General features: G+C 67.0%; 22 protein-coding genes and 2 pseudogenes. 7 read left to right on the top strand and 17 right to left on the bottom strand.

The window, feature by feature from the left end; translation table 11 throughout:
• The first annotated feature begins 14 nt into the window (after positions 1–14).
• A complete protein-coding gene (locus GNX96_RS01550; protein ID WP_163566735.1) occupies positions 15–968 on the top strand; it encodes a zinc-binding dehydrogenase in 954 nt (317 codons plus the stop codon).
• Here the strand turns inward: GNX96_RS01550 and GNX96_RS01545 are convergent.
• Positions 865–1713, bottom strand: a complete 849-nt coding sequence (locus GNX96_RS01545) for a FadR/GntR family transcriptional regulator (protein WP_279579060.1) — start codon at positions 1711–1713, stop codon at positions 865–867. The genes GNX96_RS01550 and GNX96_RS01545 overlap by 104 nt on opposite strands.
• A 361-nt stretch (positions 1714–2074) precedes the next feature.
• Between GNX96_RS01545 and GNX96_RS01540 the strand changes: the two genes are divergently transcribed.
• Positions 2075–3034 (top strand): GNAT family N-acetyltransferase, encoded by a 960-nt coding sequence (locus GNX96_RS01540; protein WP_163566734.1) that lies wholly within the window; start codon positions 2075–2077, stop codon positions 3032–3034.
• Here GNX96_RS01540 and GNX96_RS62130 read toward each other — a convergent pair.
• The 5 genes and pseudogenes from GNX96_RS62130 to GNX96_RS01520 form a co-directional block, all read right to left on the bottom strand.
• Positions 3031–3312 carry an alpha/beta hydrolase family protein gene (locus tag GNX96_RS62130; RefSeq protein ID WP_390623881.1) on the bottom strand — a complete coding sequence of 94 codons (282 nt, stop codon included), beginning with the start codon at positions 3310–3312 and terminating at the stop codon, positions 3031–3033. The two genes, GNX96_RS01540 and GNX96_RS62130, sit on opposite strands and share 4 nt — an antisense overlap.
• Positions 3261–3908 (bottom strand): annotated as a pseudogene (locus GNX96_RS01535) (alpha/beta hydrolase); the annotation flags it as partial. The pseudogene GNX96_RS01535 and the gene GNX96_RS62130, both read right to left, overlap by 52 nt.
• A 44-nt stretch (positions 3909–3952) precedes the next feature.
• Positions 3953–4971: pseudogene (locus GNX96_RS01530) on the bottom strand (glutathione S-transferase family protein).
• A 22-nt stretch (positions 4972–4993) separates the two neighbouring features.
• Complete coding sequence (locus GNX96_RS01525; protein ID WP_279579179.1) at positions 4994–5515, bottom strand: LysR substrate-binding domain-containing protein; 522 nt, start codon at positions 5513–5515, stop codon at positions 4994–4996.
• Position 5516: 1 nt separating this feature from the next.
• On the bottom strand, positions 5517–5933 hold the full coding sequence (locus GNX96_RS01520) for a helix-turn-helix domain-containing protein (protein ID WP_163566732.1): 417 nt from the start codon (positions 5931–5933) through the stop codon (positions 5517–5519).
• A 70-nt stretch (positions 5934–6003) separates the two neighbouring features.
• Here GNX96_RS01520 and GNX96_RS01515 point away from each other — a divergent pair, with 70 nt between their 5' ends.
• Both GNX96_RS01515 and GNX96_RS47875 read left to right on the top strand, forming a co-directional pair.
• Positions 6004–7215 (top strand): MFS transporter, encoded by a 1212-nt coding sequence (locus tag GNX96_RS01515; protein WP_390623880.1) that lies wholly within the window; start codon positions 6004–6006, stop codon positions 7213–7215.
• Positions 7161–7409 carry a hypothetical protein gene (locus GNX96_RS47875; RefSeq protein ID WP_279579057.1) on the top strand — a complete coding sequence of 83 codons (249 nt, stop codon included), beginning with the start codon at positions 7161–7163 and terminating at the stop codon, positions 7407–7409. The genes GNX96_RS01515 and GNX96_RS47875 overlap by 55 nt, the downstream gene beginning before the upstream one ends.
• On the opposite strand, the gene GNX96_RS01510 is transcribed toward GNX96_RS47875, so the two are convergent.
• The 4 genes from GNX96_RS01510 to GNX96_RS47870 form a co-directional block, all read right to left on the bottom strand.
• Positions 7375–8607 carry an MFS transporter gene (locus tag GNX96_RS01510; RefSeq protein WP_163566731.1) on the bottom strand — a complete coding sequence of 411 codons (1233 nt, stop codon included), beginning with the start codon at positions 8605–8607 and terminating at the stop codon, positions 7375–7377. The genes GNX96_RS47875 and GNX96_RS01510 overlap by 35 nt on opposite strands.
• Positions 8608–8675: 68 nt before the next feature.
• Positions 8676–8993, bottom strand: coding sequence for a hypothetical protein (locus GNX96_RS01505; protein ID WP_163566730.1), 318 nt, complete (start codon positions 8991–8993; stop codon positions 8676–8678).
• 56 nt (positions 8994–9049) lie between these two features.
• Positions 9050–11833, bottom strand: a complete 2784-nt coding sequence (locus tag GNX96_RS01500) for a coiled-coil domain-containing protein (RefSeq protein WP_163566729.1) — start codon at positions 11831–11833, stop codon at positions 9050–9052.
• A 20-nt stretch (positions 11834–11853) separates the two neighbouring features.
• A complete protein-coding gene (locus tag GNX96_RS47870; protein ID WP_279579056.1) occupies positions 11854–14046 on the bottom strand; it encodes a hypothetical protein in 2193 nt (730 codons plus the stop codon).
• A gap of 259 nt (positions 14047–14305) precedes the next feature.
• Between GNX96_RS47870 and GNX96_RS01490 the strand changes: the two genes are divergently transcribed.
• The gene (locus GNX96_RS01490) at positions 14306–15184 is read left to right on the top strand and encodes a Gfo/Idh/MocA family protein (protein ID WP_279579055.1); all 879 of its coding nucleotides are present in this window, start codon (positions 14306–14308) and stop codon (positions 15182–15184) included.
• 36 nt (positions 15185–15220) lie between these two features.
• Here the strand turns inward: GNX96_RS01490 and GNX96_RS47865 are convergent, their stop codons facing one another.
• Positions 15221–15424, bottom strand: a complete 204-nt coding sequence (locus GNX96_RS47865; protein WP_279579054.1) for a hypothetical protein — start codon at positions 15422–15424, stop codon at positions 15221–15223.
• Between the two features lie 195 nt (positions 15425–15619).
• On the bottom strand, positions 15620–16090 hold the full coding sequence (locus tag GNX96_RS01485; protein WP_279579053.1) for a hypothetical protein: 471 nt from the start codon (positions 16088–16090) through the stop codon (positions 15620–15622).
• A gap of 69 nt (positions 16091–16159) precedes the next feature.
• On the opposite strand from GNX96_RS01485, the gene GNX96_RS01480 reads away from it, so the two are divergent.
• The gene (locus GNX96_RS01480; protein WP_163566728.1) at positions 16160–16798 is read left to right on the top strand and encodes a helix-turn-helix transcriptional regulator; all 639 of its coding nucleotides are present in this window, start codon (positions 16160–16162) and stop codon (positions 16796–16798) included.
• Between the two features lie 51 nt (positions 16799–16849).
• On the opposite strand, the gene GNX96_RS01475 is transcribed toward GNX96_RS01480, so the two are convergent.
• The 5 genes from GNX96_RS01475 to GNX96_RS01455 all read right to left on the bottom strand — a co-directional run bounded on the left by GNX96_RS01475 (position 16850) and on the right by GNX96_RS01455 (position 18913).
• Positions 16850–17080 (bottom strand): hypothetical protein, encoded by a 231-nt coding sequence (locus GNX96_RS01475; RefSeq protein ID WP_163566727.1) that lies wholly within the window; start codon positions 17078–17080, stop codon positions 16850–16852.
• Positions 17074–17508, bottom strand: coding sequence for an O-antigen ligase family protein (locus GNX96_RS01470; RefSeq protein ID WP_279579052.1), 435 nt, complete (start codon positions 17506–17508; stop codon positions 17074–17076). The genes GNX96_RS01475 and GNX96_RS01470 overlap by 7 nt, the downstream gene beginning before the upstream one ends.
• A 4-nt stretch (positions 17509–17512) precedes the next feature.
• A complete protein-coding gene (locus tag GNX96_RS01465) occupies positions 17513–18109 on the bottom strand; it encodes a hypothetical protein (RefSeq protein WP_163566725.1) in 597 nt (198 codons plus the stop codon).
• Between the two features lie 145 nt (positions 18110–18254).
• Positions 18255–18650 (bottom strand): LppU/SCO3897 family protein, encoded by a 396-nt coding sequence (locus GNX96_RS01460; RefSeq protein ID WP_163566724.1) that lies wholly within the window; start codon positions 18648–18650, stop codon positions 18255–18257.
• Entirely contained in the window at positions 18620–18913 is a 294-nt protein-coding gene (locus tag GNX96_RS01455; protein WP_163566723.1) for a hypothetical protein, read from the bottom strand. The genes GNX96_RS01460 and GNX96_RS01455 overlap by 31 nt, the downstream gene beginning before the upstream one ends.
• Before the next feature lie 321 nt (positions 18914–19234).
• Between GNX96_RS01455 and GNX96_RS01450 the strand changes: the two genes are divergently transcribed.
• On the top strand, positions 19235–20131 hold an 897-nt coding region (locus GNX96_RS01450), incomplete at its 3' end, for a glycoside hydrolase family 88 protein (RefSeq protein WP_163566722.1).

The raw sequence follows: 20131 nt of genomic DNA, 5'->3' as shown, positions 1-20131 counted from the left end.
CGAAGAGAGATGCCATGCGCGCCATCCAGGTGACGGAGTTCGGCGGCCCGGAGGTGCTGGTCAGCACCGATGTGCCGGAGCCGGTTCCAGGTCCCGGCGAAGCGGTTGTTCAGGTGTCGTACGCGGACATCATTTTTCTCGACACCACGCTGCGAGGCGGTGCCGGCCAAGAGTATTTCCCGCTGCGTCCGCCGTACGTTCCCGGCGGTGCGATCGCCGGCACGGTGGCCGCGGTCGGTGCCGGGGTCGACCCCGGTCTGATCGGCCGGTCGGTCGCCAGCCGGACCAAGAACTGGGGCGGGTACGCCGAAAAGGCGCTGGTAGACGCGGCGATACTGGTCGAGGTCCCGGTTGGGCTGGATGAGCGTGACGCGGCGTCGCTGCTGCACGACGGCCTCACCGCGTACGCGCTGCGGGAGAAGGTCGGCATTCACGAGGGCGAGACCGTGCTGGTGGTCGCGGCCGCCGGCGGGCTGGGCATCCTGCTCGTCCAACTCGCCAGGAATGCCGGCGCCCACGTCATCGGCGCGGCCCGCGGGGCGGCGAAGCTGGAAATGGTGACGAAGTGGGGCGCGGGTGCCGCCGTCGACTACTCCGAGCCGGGCTGGACCGACCACCTTGACCAGCCAGCCGTGGTCTTCGACGGCGCTGGCGGACCGCTCGGACAGGCGGCCTTCGAAATCGTCGCGGCCGGCGGCCGGTTCTCCGCGCACGGTACGCCGGCCGGCAGTTTCACCGCCGCTGATCCCGAACGCGCTCGGGAGCGGAACATCACGCTCACTGGCATCGCGGAAGCGCAGGTCACGGCCGCGGAGGCCGTACGTTTCACCAAGCGCGCGCTCGCGGACGCGGCGGCTGGTCTGATCACGCCAGTGGTCGGGCAGGTGTACGCGCTGGATGATGTCGCCCAGGCGCATCGGGCGCTGCAGGAACGTACGAACGTCGGCAAGGTCCTGCTGCGCATCTGAAGTCCCGCGTCACCCTTGTTGCCGCAACCGGGCCAGCCGGGTCCGGATGCTGTCGAAATGTGCCCGCATCGCGACCGCCGCGGCCGGTCCGTCGGCGGCGACCACCGCGAGATAGATGTCGCGGTGCCGCCGAACGACCCCGGCCGGCGTCTCGTCGTGCGGGGGCGCCGAGATGGTCCCGTAACTGGTAGTAAACGTCCCAAAAGGCGCCGAGCAGCTGGCCGACCAACGGGTTACCGAGGGGCCGGTAGAGCACCTCGTGGAAGAGCCGGTCGGTCTGCGCCGACACCGCTCCGGCCAGCGCTTCGGCCGCCATCCGGTCGATGACCTCGGTGACCGGCGCCAGATCCGCGTCCGGATGCCGCTCGATAAGCCGCCGTACGAGTCCGACCTCGAGCACCTCGCGGATCTCCATCAGGTGCCCGAGCTGGGCGGCCCCCTCCGGCAGCGTCATCCTGCTGTGAAAGGTGAGTTCGTCCACCAGGCCGCTGAGTGTCATCTCGCCGACGAACATGCCGAAACCGTGCCGGATTTCCACGATGCCGACGGCCTGCAGGGCCTTCAGCGCCTCCCGGACCGAGTTCCGGCCGGCACCGAGCGACTCCATCAGCTCGAACTCGGTGGGCAGCGGATCACCGGCGCCCAGTCGACGGTCCAGAATGATCTGTTTGACCGCTTCCTGCACCTCAACCGCCCGGCCGACCCGGTGCCGCCGCGCCGCGCCGGGTCCCGTCCGTACGCGCATCGGGAAACCTCGCCGTCATCTGACCGCACCCCCTCTTGACCCCGGCAACGAGCCGTCCTAGCCTCCACCCTAACCGTTGGACATGGGATGTGGGACATCTGATGCCAGAAATGATCCCGTAGGAGAGACACCCGTGCCTGTCCCGAACCCGTCAGCCGCCGCGACTCCCTGCGCTACAGCGGCACGTTGGGCGCGGATGCCACCTGCGCCAACGAAATGCCGGCTCCCCAGCAGGACACTTCCGACGGCGACGCGGAGCATCTCTTTCGATGTTTCCACCCGATTCCCCAGGACGAGGAGGTCGCTGCCGGCGGCCAAAATTGAGCGGCGGCCGGCACCGGAATTCAGCAGAATCGAGGTCATGGACAAGTACACCGTCAGCCGGCCCACGCCCGACAACGCCCACGAGATTTATGACCTCATCGCCGCGTACGACACCGCCGTGCTCGGCGCACCGGATGTGGCCCTTGCGGACGTGGTCGACGACCTGGCCTCGGCCGAGTTCGACCTGACCAAGGACGGCTGGCTGGTACGTGACGCGGCTGGTCAGCTGGTCGGCCACGCGATGGTCCACAGCAAGGGCGGCAGTGACATTTTCCTGGCCGAGGTGAATGCCCGGATGGGCGACGCCGAGGTCGCCGACCTCCTCTGGACGGCCGTGCAGGACAGGGCCGGCGAAATTGCCACCGAGCTGGGGCACCCAGGCGGCCTGGTCGACGTGGGCATTCACCGCGCGGACGACACCAAACGCGCGTTCGCGCAGCGGCACGGCTTCAGCCCCTCCACCAGCTATCACCGGCAGCGGATCGACTTCGAGGGCACAGCTTTCAACGACACCGGCGCGGCGCCCGAACCGCCGCCCGGCTGCACCCTGCACGACGGCACCACGGACCGGGCCCGCCGCGAGGCGTACCTGATCCACCAGGAGTCCTTCGCCGACCACCACGACTTCGTCCCGATCCCGTACGAGCGCTGGTACGCCCACCACGAGTCCTCCAGCACCCATGACTGGACGCAGCTGCAAGTGGCCCGGCTCGACGACGAGCCCGCCGCGGTCGTCATCGGCAGCGACCTGTTCGTCGAGGACGAGGACTGCGGTTATGTCGCGACTTTGGGCGTACGGCCGAAATACCGCGGCCTCGGACTCGGCCGGCTGCTGCTGGTGACCGCCTTCGCGGCAGATGCCGCACGCGGCCGAAAGGGCACGATTTTGCACGTCGACGCCAACAACGTGACTCCGGCGCTCGGCCTCTACACCAGCGTCGGCATGCGTACGGTCCTGGTCATCGACGCCTGGCAGCGCCGCTTCACGCTCGCCTAAATCAGCCGGCCCAACTGTTCGACACACCGCTGCCAGGCCGGTGTTTTGGGGTTAATCATGGCGAAATGGTCTGCGTCTGACACCTTCACGAAAGTGACTTTGTCGCCGGCTGCCTGGGCCTTGGCGGCATAGCGCTCGCTTTGCTCGATCGGCACGATGCTGTCAATGTCCCCGTGCACCAACGAAATCGGCACCCCGACCGGGATTCGTTCGGACGGGGACGCCAGCGTGTACCGCTCGGGGACCGCCTCCGGAGAGCCGCCGAGCAACGCCTGCACCGCTCCCCCGCCGAGCTGCTGGTGGGGGCGCCGGTGATCAGATCGACCACGCCGGCCTGGCTGATCGCCGCCCGCAGCCGCACCTTCGGGCCAGAACCTGGTGCGGACGAAGGAAAACCCGGTCGGGCGGCGGCCCACACGGCCAGCTGGCCGCCGGCCGAGTGGCCGAGCGCGACCACCCGGGTCAGGTCGAGGCGGTCGTGGGCGGCCGGTCGTACGACGGTGTCCAGGCTGTCGATGGCGGCAGCCACGTCCGTGAGGGTCGCCGGCCACCCACCGCCGCTGCCTAGCCGGCGGTATTCGATGTTCACCGCCGCATAGCCGCGATTGGCCAGGTCGACCGCGAGCGGGTCGCCGAGGTCCTTGCCGTACGCGTCGCTCCAGTAGCCACCGTGGATGACCACCACGACCGGCAGTGATCGGCTCGTACCAGCCGGAAGGTGCAGGTCAAGGACCTGCGACGGATCGGGTCCATAGCGCAGCGGTACGGCCGTGGGCACCCCCGGCGAGCGGGTGGCCGACGCGACCGTGCAGCCGGCCGTGGGAGCTAACAGGGCGGCGCTGAGAAAAGACCGCAGCGCCGATCGACGTGTCATCCGCACACCCAGACGTTCGTCATCGGCCCCCGTCCGGATGGGTTTCAGCCCACTCGCTCAGGTTCGGGCGGCGGTCTCGGTGGCGTGCCGTCGCCGAACGGGCGGCCGCAGAGGCGTTCGCGGTGGTGCGGAGTCGCCCAGGTCGACACGTCCGGCCCGACCGGGACGATCCCGGTCGGATTGATGGTCAGATGGACCTCGTAATAGTGCTGTTTGATCTGCTCGAAATCAATGGTGTCACCGAAGCCCGGAGTCTGGAACAAATCTCGCGCGTACGCCCACAGAACCGGCATCTCGGCGAGTTTCTGCCGGTTACACTTGAAATGGCCGTGATACACGGCGTCGAACCTTGCCAACGTGGTGAAAAGCCGCACATCGGCCTCGGTAATGGTGTCCCCGACGAGATAGCGCTGGTCGGTGAGGCGCTCGGACAACCAGTCCAAACGTGCGAAGAGTTTGTCATACGCCTCCTCGTATGCCTTTTGTGTGCTGGCAAAACCGCACTGATAAACGCCGTTGTTGACGTCGGTGAACACCTTCCCGGCGACTTCGTCGATCTCTTCGCGGAGCGGCTCCGGATAGAGAGCCGGCGCGCCCGGTCGCTGAAAAGCGGTCCATTCGCTGGAAAGATCCAGTGTTATCTGGGCGAAGTCGTTGGTCACCCACCTGGCCGGTCGGCACGTCCACGATCGCCGGCACGGTGATTCCCTTGCGGTAGTGCGGATCCCTGGCGAAGAACGCCTCCTGCAGCCGCTCGATGCCCAGGGCGTGTCTCCTCATTCCAGGTGGATGAGGAGACGCGCCCTAGCACCGGATCGCGGCCGCCCGGGTCGAGGTCGAAACTCCAGCTCCGTTCGTCGTGCGTCGGCCCGGCCATCGCCAGCGACAGCGCGTCTTCCAGGCCGAGCAGCCGGCGGACGATCGCGGCCCTGTTCGCCTACGGGCAAGCGCGCGCGACGACCAACCGATAACGCCCAGGCTCCACCGGAAAACCGTCCCGCCCGTCGGCGGTGATGCGCGTTCGGAGATAGGTCTGGTCCCGCTCGTACTCACCGTCGGCCATGGCCCAATCGTACGCAGAGACGTCAGCCGGACACCGAGGTCGCTTGGTCTGGGGCACTGTTCGGGGCACTCTGCCGAACGATCCTCGCGACCGTCTCCCGCAACCATCGATGCGCGGGATCGGCGTCCAACCGCAGGTGCCAGGCCTGGCTGAGCCGTACGGTCGGCAGGTCGAGCGGGATGTCCATCACGACCAACGGCATGGCGGCCGCCGCCCGTACGGCGAATTCCGACGACACCAGCGCCAGCACGTCCGATTCCAGCGCGAAGAAACAGGCCGCACTCGCTGTCGGAACGGTGGCCAGCACCCGGCGGCTGAGGTTTTGAGCAGCCAGCACCTCGTCGACAACACTGTGCATGCGGCCGCGGCGAGACACCGTGACGTGCGGAATCTCAGCGAACCGGGCCACTGTCAAAGGATCCTTCGCGTACGACGTGCCAGCCCGCGCGACGGCCACGATGTGGTGCTCGCCAAGGTCGCTGCTGCGTACGTCGTGCGGCAGGTCCGGCAGCGCCCCAATGTCCAGGTCGATCCGATCCCGCAGGTCAACCGGATTCTCGTCGCCCTCCGGCAGGATCCGCAGCCGAACGCCCGGAGCCTCCCGCGCCGCATACCCGCTGAGCGCCGCCCCGACGCCAATCGCGACCGCGTCGTTCGTTCGTCCGGATCGCGAAATCCCGCCGTACGTCCGCCATGGCGACCTCCCAGCGCGGCTGCAGCGCGGCCATCGCACCGGCCAGCGCGGCCTCCACCCGCGGCCGCAGCTCGCAGGCCCGCGGGGTCAGCGTCAGACCACGCCCGGACGGCACGAGCAGGGGATCGCCGACCACCCGGCGGAGCCGGCTCAGGGTGCGACTCATCGCGGACGCGGACACGCTGAGCTGGGCGGCCGCGCCGGTGACGCTCGCCTCCCGAAGCAACGCGTCCAGCGCCGGAAGCAGGTTCATGTCTGGCAGTTGCATCGGGCGCAATCCTGACTGTACATATCGGAACTAGTGCGCAGTAGTGGTGTCAGCGAGTCTAGATCCATGATTGATTCACGCCACCGCGCGACCGCTCTCCTGGTCGCCGGCTGCTTCTTTATGGAGAACCTGGACGGCACCATCGTGTCGACCGCGGCGCCGCGGATCGGCACCGCGCTGGGAGTGCCGCCGACGACCCCGTCGGTCTCGTCATCACACCGCGTACCTGCTGACCCTCGCGGTGCTGATCCCGCTCAGTGGCTGGCTGACCGCGCGCTTTGGTGCGCGCCCGGTGTTCCTGTCCGCTATCGCGATCTTCACCCTCGCGTCGGTCGCCTGCGCCGCCAGTACGAGTCTCGGTGTCCTGGTGGCCATGCGCGTCCTGCAAGGAGCCGGCGGCGCGATGATGGTGCCGGTCGGACGCCTGGTCGTACTGTCCAAGACCCGGAAACCGGACATCCCGCGGATCATGTCCTACATCGTCTGGCCCGGCCTGGTGGCGCCGGTCGCCGCGCCCCTGCTGGGCGGGATCATCACCACGTACGCGACCTGGCAGTGGATGTTCCTGCTCAACATCCCGCTCGGCATCGGAGCGTTTTTCGTCGCCTGGCGACTGATCACCACCACCGCCGGCCCGCGGCCCGGCCGGCTGGACACCGGTGGCGTCGTCCTCACCGGGGTGGCGCTGGGCGGCCTCACGTACGCGGCGCATCTGCTGTCCGAGCCGCATGCCGCGGTGCCGCTGGTGGTGGCGATCATCGCGGTTTCCGCGGTGGCCGGCGCGATCGCGGTGCGGCACCTGCTGAAAACCGCCGCTCCGCTGATCAATCTGGGTACGCTCCAGGTCAGGACTTTCCGAGCGTCCGTCACCGGCGGGGCGCTGTTCTGGCTGACCGCCGGCGCGGTGCCTTTCCTGCTTCCGTTGCTTTTCCAGGAAATCTTCCACTGGAGCCCGGTCAAGTCCGGCGCGATCGTGCTTTTCGTTTTCGTCGGCAACATTGGCATCAAACCTGCGACGACTTACCTGCTCAACCGTTTCGGCTTTCGTACGCTGCTGCTGGCCTCGACAGTTGGCCTAACCGCCACTGTGATCGCGTGTTGTTTCCTGACCGCGGACACGCCCGTCGCGCTGATCGCCTTGGTGGCGCTCCTTAGCGGTGTCGCTCGCTCGGTCGGACTGACCGGCTATTCCACCATGGCCTTCAGCGACACCCCCCGCCGGACCACTTGCGCGACGCGAACACGCTGCTCGCGACCACCCAGCAAACGGCAGCCGGCCTGAGTGTCGCGGTCGCGACCGTCGCGCTGAGCCTGGGCAACACGTTGGTCGGTCCGGCGGCCGCCTACACCGTCGCTTTTGGTGTCCTCGCGGTCATCCCGCTCCTGGCTACGATCGGCGCCGCTCGCCTGCACCGCACCGCCGGCGACGCCGTACGGCAGCCTAGGCTGGCACTTTCCGGCGAGAGAAGAAGGTGAGAGCGGCACCCGCGAGCAGAATCACCGCAGTGGCCACGAAAACCGTCCGCATCCCCAGGTGGCCGCCGACCAGGCCGCCCAGGATCGGGCCGAGGACCTGGCCCGCATACTGGGCGGAAACGCTGTAGCCGAGCACCTGACCGACCGCCGAGTTCGGCACCCGATGCCGAATAGCGGCGGCAATACAGGGCAGCAGACCACCAAGGCAGAAGAAGCCCATCAGGAGCCGCAGAACTCCGAGCTCATAGATGTTTGTGGCGGCGGCTTGGGCGAACAGCAGGACGCCGGCGGCCAGCAGGCAGCCGATGATGACGGTAATATGCCCGACACGATCCGCCAGCCGTCCCAACCGCGGGGCCGAGAGAATGCTGCCGGCGGCGCCGACCGCCATGATTATTCCGGAAATGGTGGCCAGATTGGCCGTACTGCCGGTCAGTTGCTGTACGAAAACCGTGATAATCGGCTCGATGGACATGGTCGCGAACATCAGCAGGCTCGCGGTGCCCAGCAGCACGATCACCTGGCCTGGACGGGTGATCTCCGACCACAGTTTTACTCGTACGCCCGGATTTTTCGCCGCGCGGACGACGCGCTTTTCCTTCAGCAGAAAGCAGGTCGCCAGAAACGTAAGGAAGATCAGTCCGCCGGCCGCGAAGAACCCCTGCCGAATACCGATAGTGGCCGCTGCCACCCCACCGATCAATGGACCGGCGATGTTGCCGGCCATCACGCCACCGGACAGCACCCCCAGGGCCCAGGCCGTCCGGGATTTCGGGGTCTGCGCGGCGACCATGATCGTCGATCCGGAGGCATAACCGCCGACCAGACCGACCAGCAGTCGGAGCCCGACCAACTGCCAGATATTCTGCGACAGCCCAATCAGCGAGATCACGATCGCCATGCCGAGGCTGGCCCTGATCAGCATGGATTTGCGCCCGTACCGATCCGCGAGCATGCCCCAAATCGGCGCGGTCAGCGCGGCCGTCAGAAAAGTGGCACTGTACGCGATGCCCGACCACTGCACGATCGCCGCGTGCCCGCGAACGCCGAGTTGTTCAACATAGAGCGGCAAAGACGGCAGCAACAAAGTCATCGCGACAATCGTGGTGAAGGAACCGACAAGACACACGACAAGATTGCGCTTCCAGTGGTCGTTCACCGTCGTCGCCGTGTCGTTCGCCTGGTCCACCTGTGCCATGAACCCTGTCTATCACCAGAACCAGGAAAACCCCCGCGGATTATCCCGGTGCATGGGATTAACCGACATTATCCCGCAGCGTGGGATTCCTCGTCGCGATCCACGTAGCCATTGCCGGTGAGCCACCCGCGCAGCAGTTCCAGCCGCGCCGCCCGCGGTTCGTAACCAATGATGACGGGCTGCTCGTTGTACGGCATGGAGTCCGAACTGCGGCGCAGTTTGATGTATTGCCCGCAGGCGTCGATGGCATAGCGCTCCATGTCGTCCTGCAGCGCGCCGATCACGGTGATCCCGCTGTCCGCCCCAATCTGGCCGAGCAGCGACACCGCCTCCCGCCGGTGCTGCTTGCCCAGGTTCCGGCCCAGCTCGTCCAGAATCAGCGTCAAGGGCCGGTCTTGCGCACCCGCCATCGCCGCCGCACAGACACCACTTGACGGCTTTTTCATCCATCTGGGCGGTGTTGCCGCGCCGGTTGTACGCGATCAGCCGCTTTCCCTCCGCGCGCGCGCCGCCATTGCGGAGTGACCTCCCAGGTCCAGGGCTGCGTCGGGTCGCTCGGCGCTTCTGGCACCGGATAATGCAAAGAAGCGCCGTACCCGCCGTATTTGCGGTCGATCCGGTCAAACTCGTCGGACACTGACTTCAGCCGGTTCTTGATCGCGTCGGCGAGCGACGATCGATAGGCGCCGGCCGCCTGCGTTGCCTGGCCGTGGCCGAGCCGGGCGCCTTCCAGGTCCTTGTGCCGGTCGGTACGCTCGGTACCGATCTGCCGGCGCTGGTGCCCGTCGAAAGTTTCCTGCTGGCGCAGGTAACCGGCGACCGCCGTGCGCAGCGCCGGAAACGCCTGCCGAGCCTGCGCGGCCCGGCCGGCGCCATGTCCGTGGTATTGCTGGAACAGATTCCGCAGCTCACTGGGCACCACATTGTCTGGTGATGCAGCGTCGCCGCGGTCCGGGAAGCATTTCGCGATCGCGGTGGACATCTGCCGGTCGGCTTCCAACCACCAGTCGTCGTTCTCGCTCCACGTCTGGTGCGATTCTTCCAGCGACAGCACATACGTGTGCGCCTCATCGAGGGTGTGGCCCCATTCGGTGAGCAACTCCCCCAGCTGTGTTTGCGCGCGCTGCGCTTCCAACTCACCGCGCTGGTCCTGCATTGTGGTGACGTCCCGGGAAAACCGGTCCCGCTCCTTGAGCAGGTTGTCGACGATCCCGTTCCGGGTAGCCGCGTCGCCGACCATCTTGTCCCGCTCTCGGGCGGCCACGTCGAGCTTGCTCTGCACTTCCGCCAGCTCGGTGGAGATCTTCTCCCGCTCCACCCGGTTGGTTTCGATCGCCTCTCGGATAGTGGCGACTTCCTCAGCAGCACGGGAGCCAAGCACCCGACGTTCGGCGTCACGTACGACCACGTCGGCGGCGGATTTTCGTTGCTCGGAAACGACCAACAGGTCCCGGAGATTCTCCAGCTCGAACTCGGCGCGGGAGATACGCTGCACCCGGCCGGTGGTCGGCTCCGCGAAACCACCCACGATCACCGCGCCGCTGCCGATGTCGGTGACCCGCTCCGGATCGTCGCCCAGCTCGTACTGTCCGGCCAGCGCCACCAAAAACCCGGACAGGTCGAACCGGCGGTCGGTACTTTCCGGCACATCCTTGGGTTTGCGGCCCTTCGCGGGCTTGGCCGGGACAACCACGGACCCCGGCTCGCCGACCAACGCTCGTACGGCCGCATCCAGGTTTTCCGTCGACACTACGACAGCCTGCCGGTAGGGCGCGAGGATCGGCTCCCAGCGGGCCCGCTGGGCGTCACTCACGCCGACGGCGTCAGCGACCGCGATCGCCTCAATGCCGGCGGTCGCGAGCAGGTGCAGCTCCTGCTGCGCCAGGTCCTCGCCAGCCTCCGCCGAGCGCAGTCGTACAGCGGCAGCGGCGACCCGACTTTCGGCCACTCCGCAGGCTTTCACCGCGTCTTGCTGGGCGGCGACCGCGGTTTCCAGCTCGACGAGGGCGGCCTCTCCTCGCGACCGTCCGCGTCCCCCGGCGACTTCCTGGAGCGTGTCCGCCTTCTTCAGGTCCTGCTCGATCCGGTCGTCCCGGCGGGCCAGTTCGCTTTCCAGATACCGCTCCCGGCCGGTCAGACCGCGGTGGGTTTCCATCACCAGCCGTTGCTTCTGCTGGAACTCGTCGTCGTTGGAAACCTCGTTGATCTGGGCCGAGATCTCCCGGATCTTGTCCTTCTTCTCGGTGATTTCGTCGGCGAGCCGGTCGATGGTGAAGTCGAGGCTCTGTTTTTCTTCGTACGCCTTGGTAACAGCGACCGCGACCCGGGACCGCCAGGCCCGCTCGGCCTCGACGACGGCGGCCCGGGCCTCGTCGCGATCGTCAATGCTCGCCTCGATAGCCCGCGCGTGCTCTTCCCACTCGCCCAGCAGTTCCTCCGCCCGGGCGACTTTGCGCTGCTCTTCGTGCTCGCGGATCCGGCCGACCCGCTCCTGCTCGATTTCCCGGTCCAGCCCGGTCAACGCGGCGATCGCGGAGAAAATCCGGTGCGCGGGCAAGTCGTTCAACGGCTGCGCCAACAAGTTGGCGGTGGCACTGGCTCGTACGGACGTGGAAAGGAACGAAACGCACCGGACATGGTCACCGAACAACACCCGAGGCATTTCGCGAGCCGACAGGTCACCGCGCCGGCGGCCACGTTTTGGCAGTGTCGCCCAGGTTTCGTCGGCGGACTTCTCCCGATCGGCCTCACTGCGGCCGATCGGCAACTTCAACCCGTCGGCCCACCGGAACACCACGTGCGGGCTGTGTTCCCGGTCGATCCGGATCCACACCGTCAGCGCGCTGTCCTGCAAGGTCGGCAGGGTGTCTGCCGCTGGATCGGCGAAAACACCGATGATGTAGCCATGCTTGGCGTCCGACCACCGGCCTTCCTGGCCGGCGTCTTCGGCGGTGAACAACAGATCCAGCGCGGAGGTGGCGCCGGAGTTGAACCGCCACTGGTCGTCGGCGTGGATGAAACTCGCCGAACCGATCAGCGAGGATTTGCCGGCACCGTTGGAATCCTTCGGCCCCTGACCGGCGACCGCGATCAGGCTGGCAGCGCTGATCGGGATCGGATGCATGGACAGCCTGGAGATGTGTACGGTCTGCAGGCCGACCAGGACCCGGCCACCGACCACGTCATCGTCGTATCCGTCATCCGTACGCGCCACTGCTGCGGGCAAGATTTTCCTTCCGTTAAAGACTAACGAGTGCCACGGCGGGCGCGGATGGCGGCGGCGAGCGGGGTCGCCGGCCCGGCCGCGAGAATCAGCTCGTCCTGCAGCCGGCGGGAGGCCGCCGGGGTGAGCCGGTGCAGCTGCGGACCGGGTTGGTACGAGGCACCCTCGGTGGTCGGGTCGGCGCCGCGGACCATCTGGATCAACCCGGCGCCGCGCAACCTGGCCAGCGCGTCGGTCATCGGCCGACCACCGGCCAGCTGCGAGATTCGCCGCAAATGCGTGGGAGTAGTGGGAAAATTCGACACCCAGGTGCCGGGTGGCAGTTTCCCCTCCGATCGCGGAATCGCCACCGAGTGCACCAGGATGATCGTCAGGATCGCCCGGTCCAGCTCCGGCAGCACACCCCAGCCACGGTCGACCAGTTGCTCGGCGATGTCGTCGCGATAACCGGAAGTCCACAGACCGGGGCCAAGCGAGACGAGCGTACGACCGGATTTCGCCAGCAGTGCGTCCACCCGCTGGCGCAGGGTGGCATCGCGCAACGCACCGAGCTGCAGCTCGGGCACCGGCTCACTGCTGTATTCCAGGGCCGACCAGGCGGCCACCACCTGATCCCGCTCCCGGTCGCTCAGGGCGTCCAGCAGCGGCGCGTACAGATCCGTCACTCGGGCCTCCGCGGCCCCGGCGTGTCCCGGCACAGATCCCGCAGGCTGGCGAGGTCGGACTCCGGCCACAGCGCGACCGCGGGACCGAGCCGGACCGAACTCGCCGGCTCGTCTCGTCAGCAGCAGCCAGCGGTGCGTCGCCAAACGCCGCAGCGCACCGACGGTCAGGATCCGGGTCGACTCCGCCGAGCGGCCCGGCGCGAGCTGGCCGGCGACATCCAGGATGTCGTCGAAAGAAGCCGGAATCCCTGGCCAGGGCCGGTCCGACTGCTCACCCCAACAGCACCGCAGGCAACACAGCAGCACCCGGTTGGTCTCGTTCGGCTGGTCGACGGTGAGCAGGCTCAGGCCCAGCTCGCTGACCACCGACGGCGTCACGTCGTCGGGCGTACCAGCGATCAGCCACGCCTTCTGGGAGCCGGGCTCCGGGAGCCGCCGCAGGCCCGGCGGAGTCGGCTCCTCGGCGTCCACCAGCAGCGGTCCGGTGGCCCTGGCGCGGGCCAGCCAGAGCGCGGAGTCCAGCGTCACCGGGCCGCCCCAGCCCGCCGGAACCAGCCGTGCGTCATCCAGTGCGCCGCACCCACGCCGCTCAGCTCCACGGTGTCCTCCCAGTCGATCCGGTACGCCAGCTCCGGGCTGTTGCTCGCGGCGGTCAGATCCGCGAACACCCCGCCGAGCCGTCGTCCAGTCCCCCACCTCGCGCAACACTTCCGGAATGCTGACGGCATCACGGCCGCCAAGCAAATCCTCGGCCAGTACGCGCAGCCGCTCGAGGTCCGCGTCGACGCGTACGGCACCCTCGGCGGCCTGCCGGTCGGGCAGCGCCGGACGCGGTGGCGGGGGGATGCGCGTCGGCACCGGCTTGGCAGTGGTGGCCAACGCCTCGTCCAGCGCCACCGCGTCATGCCACGCCGCCGGCGCGTCAAAGACGTGGTTGGCCAGCACGTCCGCCAACTCTCGTACAGTGGCTCGCTTCGCGAACGAGTTCCACATCTCCACCGGCAGCAGGTCGAGTGCGCGGGTGGCACCCGCGTCGTCCGCGAGTCGCGCGGAAGCCGACTGGGAAGCATCCCGGTACGCGTCGACGCCGGCCCGCATCTCCATGCAGGCCCGCCCCATCGACGGCCACCGCTCCAGGATCTGCCCGTGTACGCCGGTCGCGCGGGTGATCAGCTCGTCCGCGCTCCACAGCAACGGCGCCCGCTCCCGCAACGACTCGATCGTGCCGCCGACCGCCAGCCCGACCAGCTCGTTCGCCAGCAGCCGGAAAGCCCGGGTGATCTCCGCCGCGACCCGCCGCGCGTCCCCCTCGGTCGCGTCCCGCGACTCCAGATTGATCCGCTCGATCGCGAGCAGCTGATGCAGCTCCGCCTGCCCGCCGGTACGCAGCATCCGCTGGACGAACAGCAGCGACACGTACGCGGTGAAGGACGCCTGGAACTCCCGCGCGTTCGGCTTCTCGAAGGCCGGTCGGATGGCCTTGAGCTCGCGCAACACCCGTACCCGCTCCTCGGCCACGGCCCGCGGGTAGTGCCGGCAGGCCGCATGCATCTGCTCGACTGTGAGGGCCCCGCTCGCCGGCCTCCGCGAAGGCCGCGAAGAGGGTCTCCGCCACGTCGAACATCGCCGGATCGGTGATTACCGACCGCGCGCCACGCCCCAACACCGACACGATCTGCCGGTAGACATCGACGACGGCGACCTCGGCGGCCCAGCCGTCCAGATTCGGTTCATCGGACTCCACAACTGCCCAACTCTAGGGACTCCCCCACGATCGGACTACTCAGGGCGCTCTTGATAGAAAGAAGGCGTGACCCGGTACGCGATCATTGGCCTGGGATCCCGGGCTCAGATGTACGTTGACGCGTGCACCACCGTCCACCGCGACGTCGCGGACCTCGTCGCCATCTCCGACAGCAACCGAGGGCGCCTCGACTACTACGGACGACATCTCAGCGCGGCAACTTACGGACCGGACTCCGTCGCGGAAATAGTCAGGAACGAGCGGGTCGACCGAGTCATCGTCACCAGCCCTGACCACACCCACGCGCAGACAGTGGTGGCCGCACTCGAAGCCGGTGCGGATGTCATCGTCGAGAAGCCATTGACGATCGACACCGAAGGCTGTCGAAGCATCGGCGCCGCAAGGGAGAAGTCCGGCCGGTCGATCATCGTCACCTTCAACTACCGCTACTCACCGAGAAACTCCGCGCTTCGCGAGGTCATCGCGAGCGGGGCCATCGGGAAAATCACCTCGGTTCATTTCGAGTGGGTCCTGGACACCGCGCACGGCGCCGACTACTTTCGCCGTTGGCATCGCGAGAAGAAGAATTCCGGCGGTTTGCTCGTACACAAAGCATCGCACCACTTCGACCTGGTGAACTGGTGGATCCAGGACACCCCGGTCCGCGTCTTCGCCAGTGGCGGTCTTCGGTTCTACGGTAGCGAAAACGCGATGGGGCGCGGCCTGGCCGCGAGGCCGGCGAGGGGAAGCGTGGACGTACCCAGCCGCGACCCGTTCATGCTGGACATGCGCGCCGATCCGAAGCTGCGCTCGCTCTACCTGGAAAACGAGAAATACGACGGCTATCTCCGCGACCAGGACGTTTTCAGCGAGGCATCACTATCGAGGACAATCTGTGCGTCATCGTCGACTACGCGAGCGGCGCGACCATGTCGTACGCACTGAATGCACACAGCCCCTGGGAAGGCTACACAGTCGCCGTCAACGGAACCCGAGGCCGAGCCGAGCTGACAGTCGTGGAACGCGGGGGTGGTGGTGAGCGATGGCCGCGTCATCGTGGATCCGAGCGCTACCCCGGACCGCGTCGTCGGCACCGACACCCGTCCACAGGGCGAAAAACTGGTCGTACAACAACACTGGGAATCGGCTCGGCACATCGATATTCCGGCTGACGGCAGCGCCCACGGTGGCGGCGACGCCAAACTGCTGAAGGACATTTTCGTGGGACCTGGAGACGACCCACTCCACCGACCGCCGCCGACTATCGCGACGGGGTGCGCTCGGTTGCTGTTGGCATCGCGGCCAACGACAGCATCGCGAGCGGCACGCCCATCACGATCGCCGGTCTCGATCTGGGTACGGACATTTCCTGGTAGGTGGTCAGAACGCCCGGGTGGGGTCGTCAATCGTGGTCATGGCGCCTTCCCGGTGCGCCCGGAGCGCGTCCGCCACGAATTCGCGGGAGAAGAGCGCCGACAGGATGGCGATCCCGCCGCGGTTGACGCGGATCTCCCCGCCGCGGATCCGGCCGGTGATCACCACCCGGCGGCCACCTCCAGCGCCGCCGCCTTCGAGATCCTTGATCCGGCCGCGGCCAGTCCACTCGATGCCCCACTGATCGACGGTCGCGTCGCTGGGCAGCAACAGTTTCACCATGCTGTGGTCGATATCGACGGCGAGCTCGATGTCCCCCTCGGCGATGGCCGGCGAGCGCAGGTCGATGACCACCGCGCCGCGACGCGCTCGAACCTCGAAGCTGCGCGCGGTCGTCCAGTTTCCCAGGTGCTTGCTCATGTTGTGGTCTGCGGCGATGCGGACAACGTCTGCGGTGATGCTCTCTGTGTTTGTCATGGCTAGATAGTGACACAGAAACTAGTTGCATTGCAACTAGCAGTTCGGTGACTAGTGTAACTTTGTCCTATGACCACTAGCTTCAAGCGCTCACCCCTGGCGCTGGCGATCCTCGGCCTTCTGGAGGCCGGCCCCCTGCACCCGTACGGCATGCAGCAGCTGATCAAGGAATGGGGGAAGGACCAGGTGATCAACGTCGGGCAGCGCGCCACCCTCTACAAGATGATCGCCAGGCTGACCGAGGCGCGGCTGATCAAGGTCTGCGAGACCACCCGGGACAACCTCTACCCGGAGCGGACGTCGTACGAGCTGACCGACGCCGGCCGAGCCGCCGCCCGGCAGTGGATGGACGAAATCCTGTCCACGCCCAGAAACGAGTTCCCGGAGTTCCCCGCCGCACTGTCGTTCCTGCCGCTGCTGACTCCAGAGGCCGCAGCGGACCTTTTCGAACGAAGGCGCGAGCTTTTGATCCAGGAGCTGACCGAACGGGACGCCGAGCTCACCACTGCCCTGGAAGGCTTTTTTCAGCTCCCCCGGGTCACCCTGTTGGAGTCGGAGTATCTGCGGGCGCTGACCCAGGCGGAACTGCGGTGGATAGACGAAGTTCTGGCGGGGCTCCGCGACAAATCCATTACCTGGAGCGAGGAAGAGCTGCGGGCAGCGGCGACCCGGCTCCAGGTGCCGCCCACGCCCACCCCAGGACGGTGAAAAGCAACACCGGATAGAGCTGATCTTCCAGGGCGGGCGACAACACCGCGATCACCACGGAGGCCGCGATGAGTGCCGGAGCCCACGATCGCAGCAACGAGTCGCGCTGCCGTGCCCGTACGATCGGGGAAAAATCAGGAAATAGAGCCAAAGCAGATAGAAGGCGAGACCCAGCAAGCCGGTTTCCACGGTGAGATGCAGCCAGAACGAGTCGACCTGGTCGGGATGCGCACCGGCCAGCGGGAAATCCGGGTGGGCTGGGTCCAGCTTGTTGTCTACCAAGGTGTCGTACCAGTACGGGTCGTGCTGGTACGCGACGCGACGGTGCCACCGAACTGGCCGACGCCGTAACCGAGCAGCGGCCGTCTCACCAACAGCCCGGCGCCCTGCTTGAAAAAGACGATCCGGGTTTCCTGCCGGCTCGCGGCCGGATCGTCCTTTCCGCTGGGTTTTGGCTTACCCCCGCCGATCGCGTTGAAAACGCCGGCGAGCCGGTCGGCGACGGTCGCCTGGTTCTTCGGGATAGCCACCTGCAGGCCAGCGAATCCGAGAACCAGGACCGCGGCGATGACGACGGGTTTCACCGATCCGCGACGGAACCACCACATGACCGCTGCGCCCAGGACGAATCCGATCGTGGACTCACGGGACTGGGTCGCGGACAAGCCGAAAGCCAGGAAGCCGAACAACAGCCACCATTTGCGGGACACCCGCTCAAGTGTCATGAACCAACAGAGCAATCCAAGGTCCACGACCATCAAGAAATGGCCGAGATGGTTGGGATGATTGAAGAACCCGTCGGCCCTCGCGAGCCGGGCCGGGCCCAGTCAGCTCGGTCCAGCCCAACGCCCGGAAAACCGGCAAACCGAAGGCGAACTCCGCCATCGCGACCGACGCGTTGAGGACCGCGATCACCCCGACGGCGATCACTATCGGCTTGAGCTGGCGGCACGTCGGCCGCAGCGCCCGCCAAGCGAAAAACACGATTACGCCACGAAAATAGACGAACAGCGACTGTCCTATCAGGACCGGACCACAACCACCGAACAGACCAGCGGCCACCATCACCATAGCCAGCGCGACCAACGCGGCCTCGGTTTTGGTGGCGAAGTCACGCCAACTCCGGTCCAGTGCCACCTTGGCCAGCGTGACGGCGAGTACGGCCAGGAAGAGCGCGCTCTTCACAGTCTTGGGCCAGCCGGCCAGCACCCAGGTCAGCTGCCCCTTGGCGTCCCTTGGTCCGGCATGGCCGAAAATCTGTTGGACCCAGCCTTCGAACAGGACATCGAGGACAAGGGCGGCGAGCAGCACCAGCAGTGTCGTCGTACCCCGCCGCCCGCGTCAGTTCCACCCGCCGAGCCCGCAACCCCACCTGACCATCCCCTTTGATGCGCCTTTAAAGGAGACGCACCAGGTGGGCAATCAGGTTATGGGCCCTCCGAAACTATGCCGTGGATCAATTCGATTTCAGGCAGAGCACGTACGGTGGCGTGCCCTCGTTCGTATACGTGTAGTCCGTGTCGTCGTCGCACAGGCTCTTGGCCGTGGTGCCGTCATAGCGGGAGACCAGCTTGTACGTGCCACTGCCGCAGCCCGGCGCCAGGTCGAGATACGAGTCCGAACCCTCGTCCCGGGTGGTGACGCATTGGCCGACCTTCAGGTGGTCCTCGTCGCCGTCCCCGGTCCGGTTGTTGCGCGGCGAGTTGGCGGCGGCCGGCCGGCTGTTCGAACTGGCGGCTGAGGTGGCCTTGTTCGCCAACGTGTAGAGGTAGTACGCCCCGTAGCTGGCGCCGCCGAGGCAGCCCAACACCAGGACGCCGATCACCACGACGACGGATGATGCCGCCGCCACCGCGCTTCTGTTTCGGCGGCGGTCCCATTGGCGGCATGCCGTACGGCTGCCCACCCGCGGCGCGTCCCGTACGGCGCGCCAGTGCCGGGCGCGGCAGGAGCGCCGTAAGGGTCGCCGGGCGCCGGCGCGCCATAAGGAGCGCCAGTGCTGGGCGGCGGGGAGCCGTACGGGACACCCGAATTCGGGGTAGGAGCACCGTACGGCTGGCCGCCGGGGTTCTGCGGGTAGGGGTTGTAACCACCCTGGGGGTCGTACTGGCTCACTCCGGGCTCCTGGCTCCGTCACGTCTGTCCGCACCAACTGGGCGGGCGATTCAGTGTGGCGTGGCCGGCGAAGATGCCGAACGCCCCAGCGGCCAGCCGATCGGGCAACACCTTGCGCCGTACGGTCCCTCATGGTTTCGCGGGAATGCCCGTTCGGCGGTCTGGCAGATCCATCCAAACCCTTTCACAGATGTGAACTTTCATCAGTATGAACAAGAAACGCGGTCCTTGACACAGTCTCGCGAGGTGCGCATAGTGACCCGGCACACCCTTTTTTCGAGCCGTGAAACCAGGCCGCTCGGCTTTCGAGGAGTTCCGCGCATGCGCGTTCGACGAATCCGCACCGCCGCCCTGCTGGCCGTCACGGCGACCCTGGCCAGCGGGTTGTTAGCCTCCCCGGCGAGCGCCACCCCGCTGCCCTGTCCCGTCACCGACGCGATGATCTCGGCGGCCAACTACTGGGTCGTCAACGGCACCGAACTCGCCGCGAACACCTGGCAGAACGGCAGTTTCTACACCGGCAACCTGGCCGTCGTGCTGGCCACCGGGCAGTCCAACCACCGCACGCTGCCGTGGGCCGATGCCAACGGCTACGCAATCCTCAGCGATCCGTCCCACCCCTTCGCCCCGGACACCCAGGCAGTAGGCGAGGCGTACCTCGACCTGCACGTCTATTTCCACCCGGAACCGGAAAACCTGGTCCCGCTCAGAAACAACGTGCTCGCCGAGATCGGCACGGGCAAGACGACCTACTGGGGGCAGGCGGAGGCGATCAACCGGTCGATGCCGTCCTTCGCCCGGCTCGGCGTGCTGGACAGCGACAACACCATCCTCGCATCCATGCAGAAACTGTTCCACTACACCGAAAAGGTCGACGGTGGCGGGCTCTTCAACGAGACCGTCGGGCTGTGGAGACACGACTCTGGGTCGTTCACGTTCTCTTCCCAAGCGAACGGCGAAGCCTTCGCCGGGCTCGCGAAGGTCCTCGCCGCGCTGCCGTCCACAGATCCACGCCGGGTCGAATATCTCCGTGTTTTCAGGAAAATGGCCGGCACCATCCGGCTGACCCAGCGCCCTGACGGATTCTGGAACACCGATCTGCTCAACCCGCTGGACTCCCCCGGCCCGGAGAGCGCCGGCACGTCACTGCCTCACGTACGGCCTAGCCTGGGGGGTCTCGGCCGGCGTCCGGACGCGCGCAAGTACGAACCAGCCGCC

Source organism: Fodinicola feengrottensis (assembly GCF_010993775.1).
GTDB classification, from domain to species: domain Bacteria; phylum Actinomycetota; class Actinomycetes; order Mycobacteriales; family HKI-0501; genus Fodinicola; species Fodinicola feengrottensis.
This window is presented reverse-complemented; position numbering and strand designations above follow the sequence as displayed.

Excerpts from the sequence above, each read along its gene's own strand:
- GNX96_RS01550 (WP_163566735.1), top strand. The coding sequence starts at position 15 with ATGCGCGCCATCCAGGTGACGGAGTTCGGCGGCCCGGAGGTGCTGGTC.
- GNX96_RS01545 (WP_279579060.1), bottom strand. The coding sequence starts at position 1,713 with ATGCGCGTACGGACGGGACCCGGCGCGGCGCGGCGGCACCGGGTCGGC.
- GNX96_RS01540 (WP_163566734.1), top strand. The coding sequence starts at position 2,075 with ATGGACAAGTACACCGTCAGCCGGCCCACGCCCGACAACGCCCACGAG.
- GNX96_RS01520 (WP_163566732.1), bottom strand. The coding sequence starts at position 5,933 with ATGCAACTGCCAGACATGAACCTGCTTCCGGCGCTGGACGCGTTGCTT.
- GNX96_RS01510 (WP_163566731.1), bottom strand. The coding sequence starts at position 8,607 with ATGGCACAGGTGGACCAGGCGAACGACACGGCGACGACGGTGAACGAC.
- GNX96_RS47870 (WP_279579056.1), bottom strand. The coding sequence starts at position 14,046 with ATGCATGCGGCCTGCCGGCACTACCCGCGGGCCGTGGCCGAGGAGCGG.
- GNX96_RS01485 (WP_279579053.1), bottom strand. The coding sequence starts at position 16,090 with ATGACAAACACAGAGAGCATCACCGCAGACGTTGTCCGCATCGCCGCA.
- GNX96_RS01480 (WP_163566728.1), top strand. The coding sequence starts at position 16,160 with ATGACCACTAGCTTCAAGCGCTCACCCCTGGCGCTGGCGATCCTCGGC.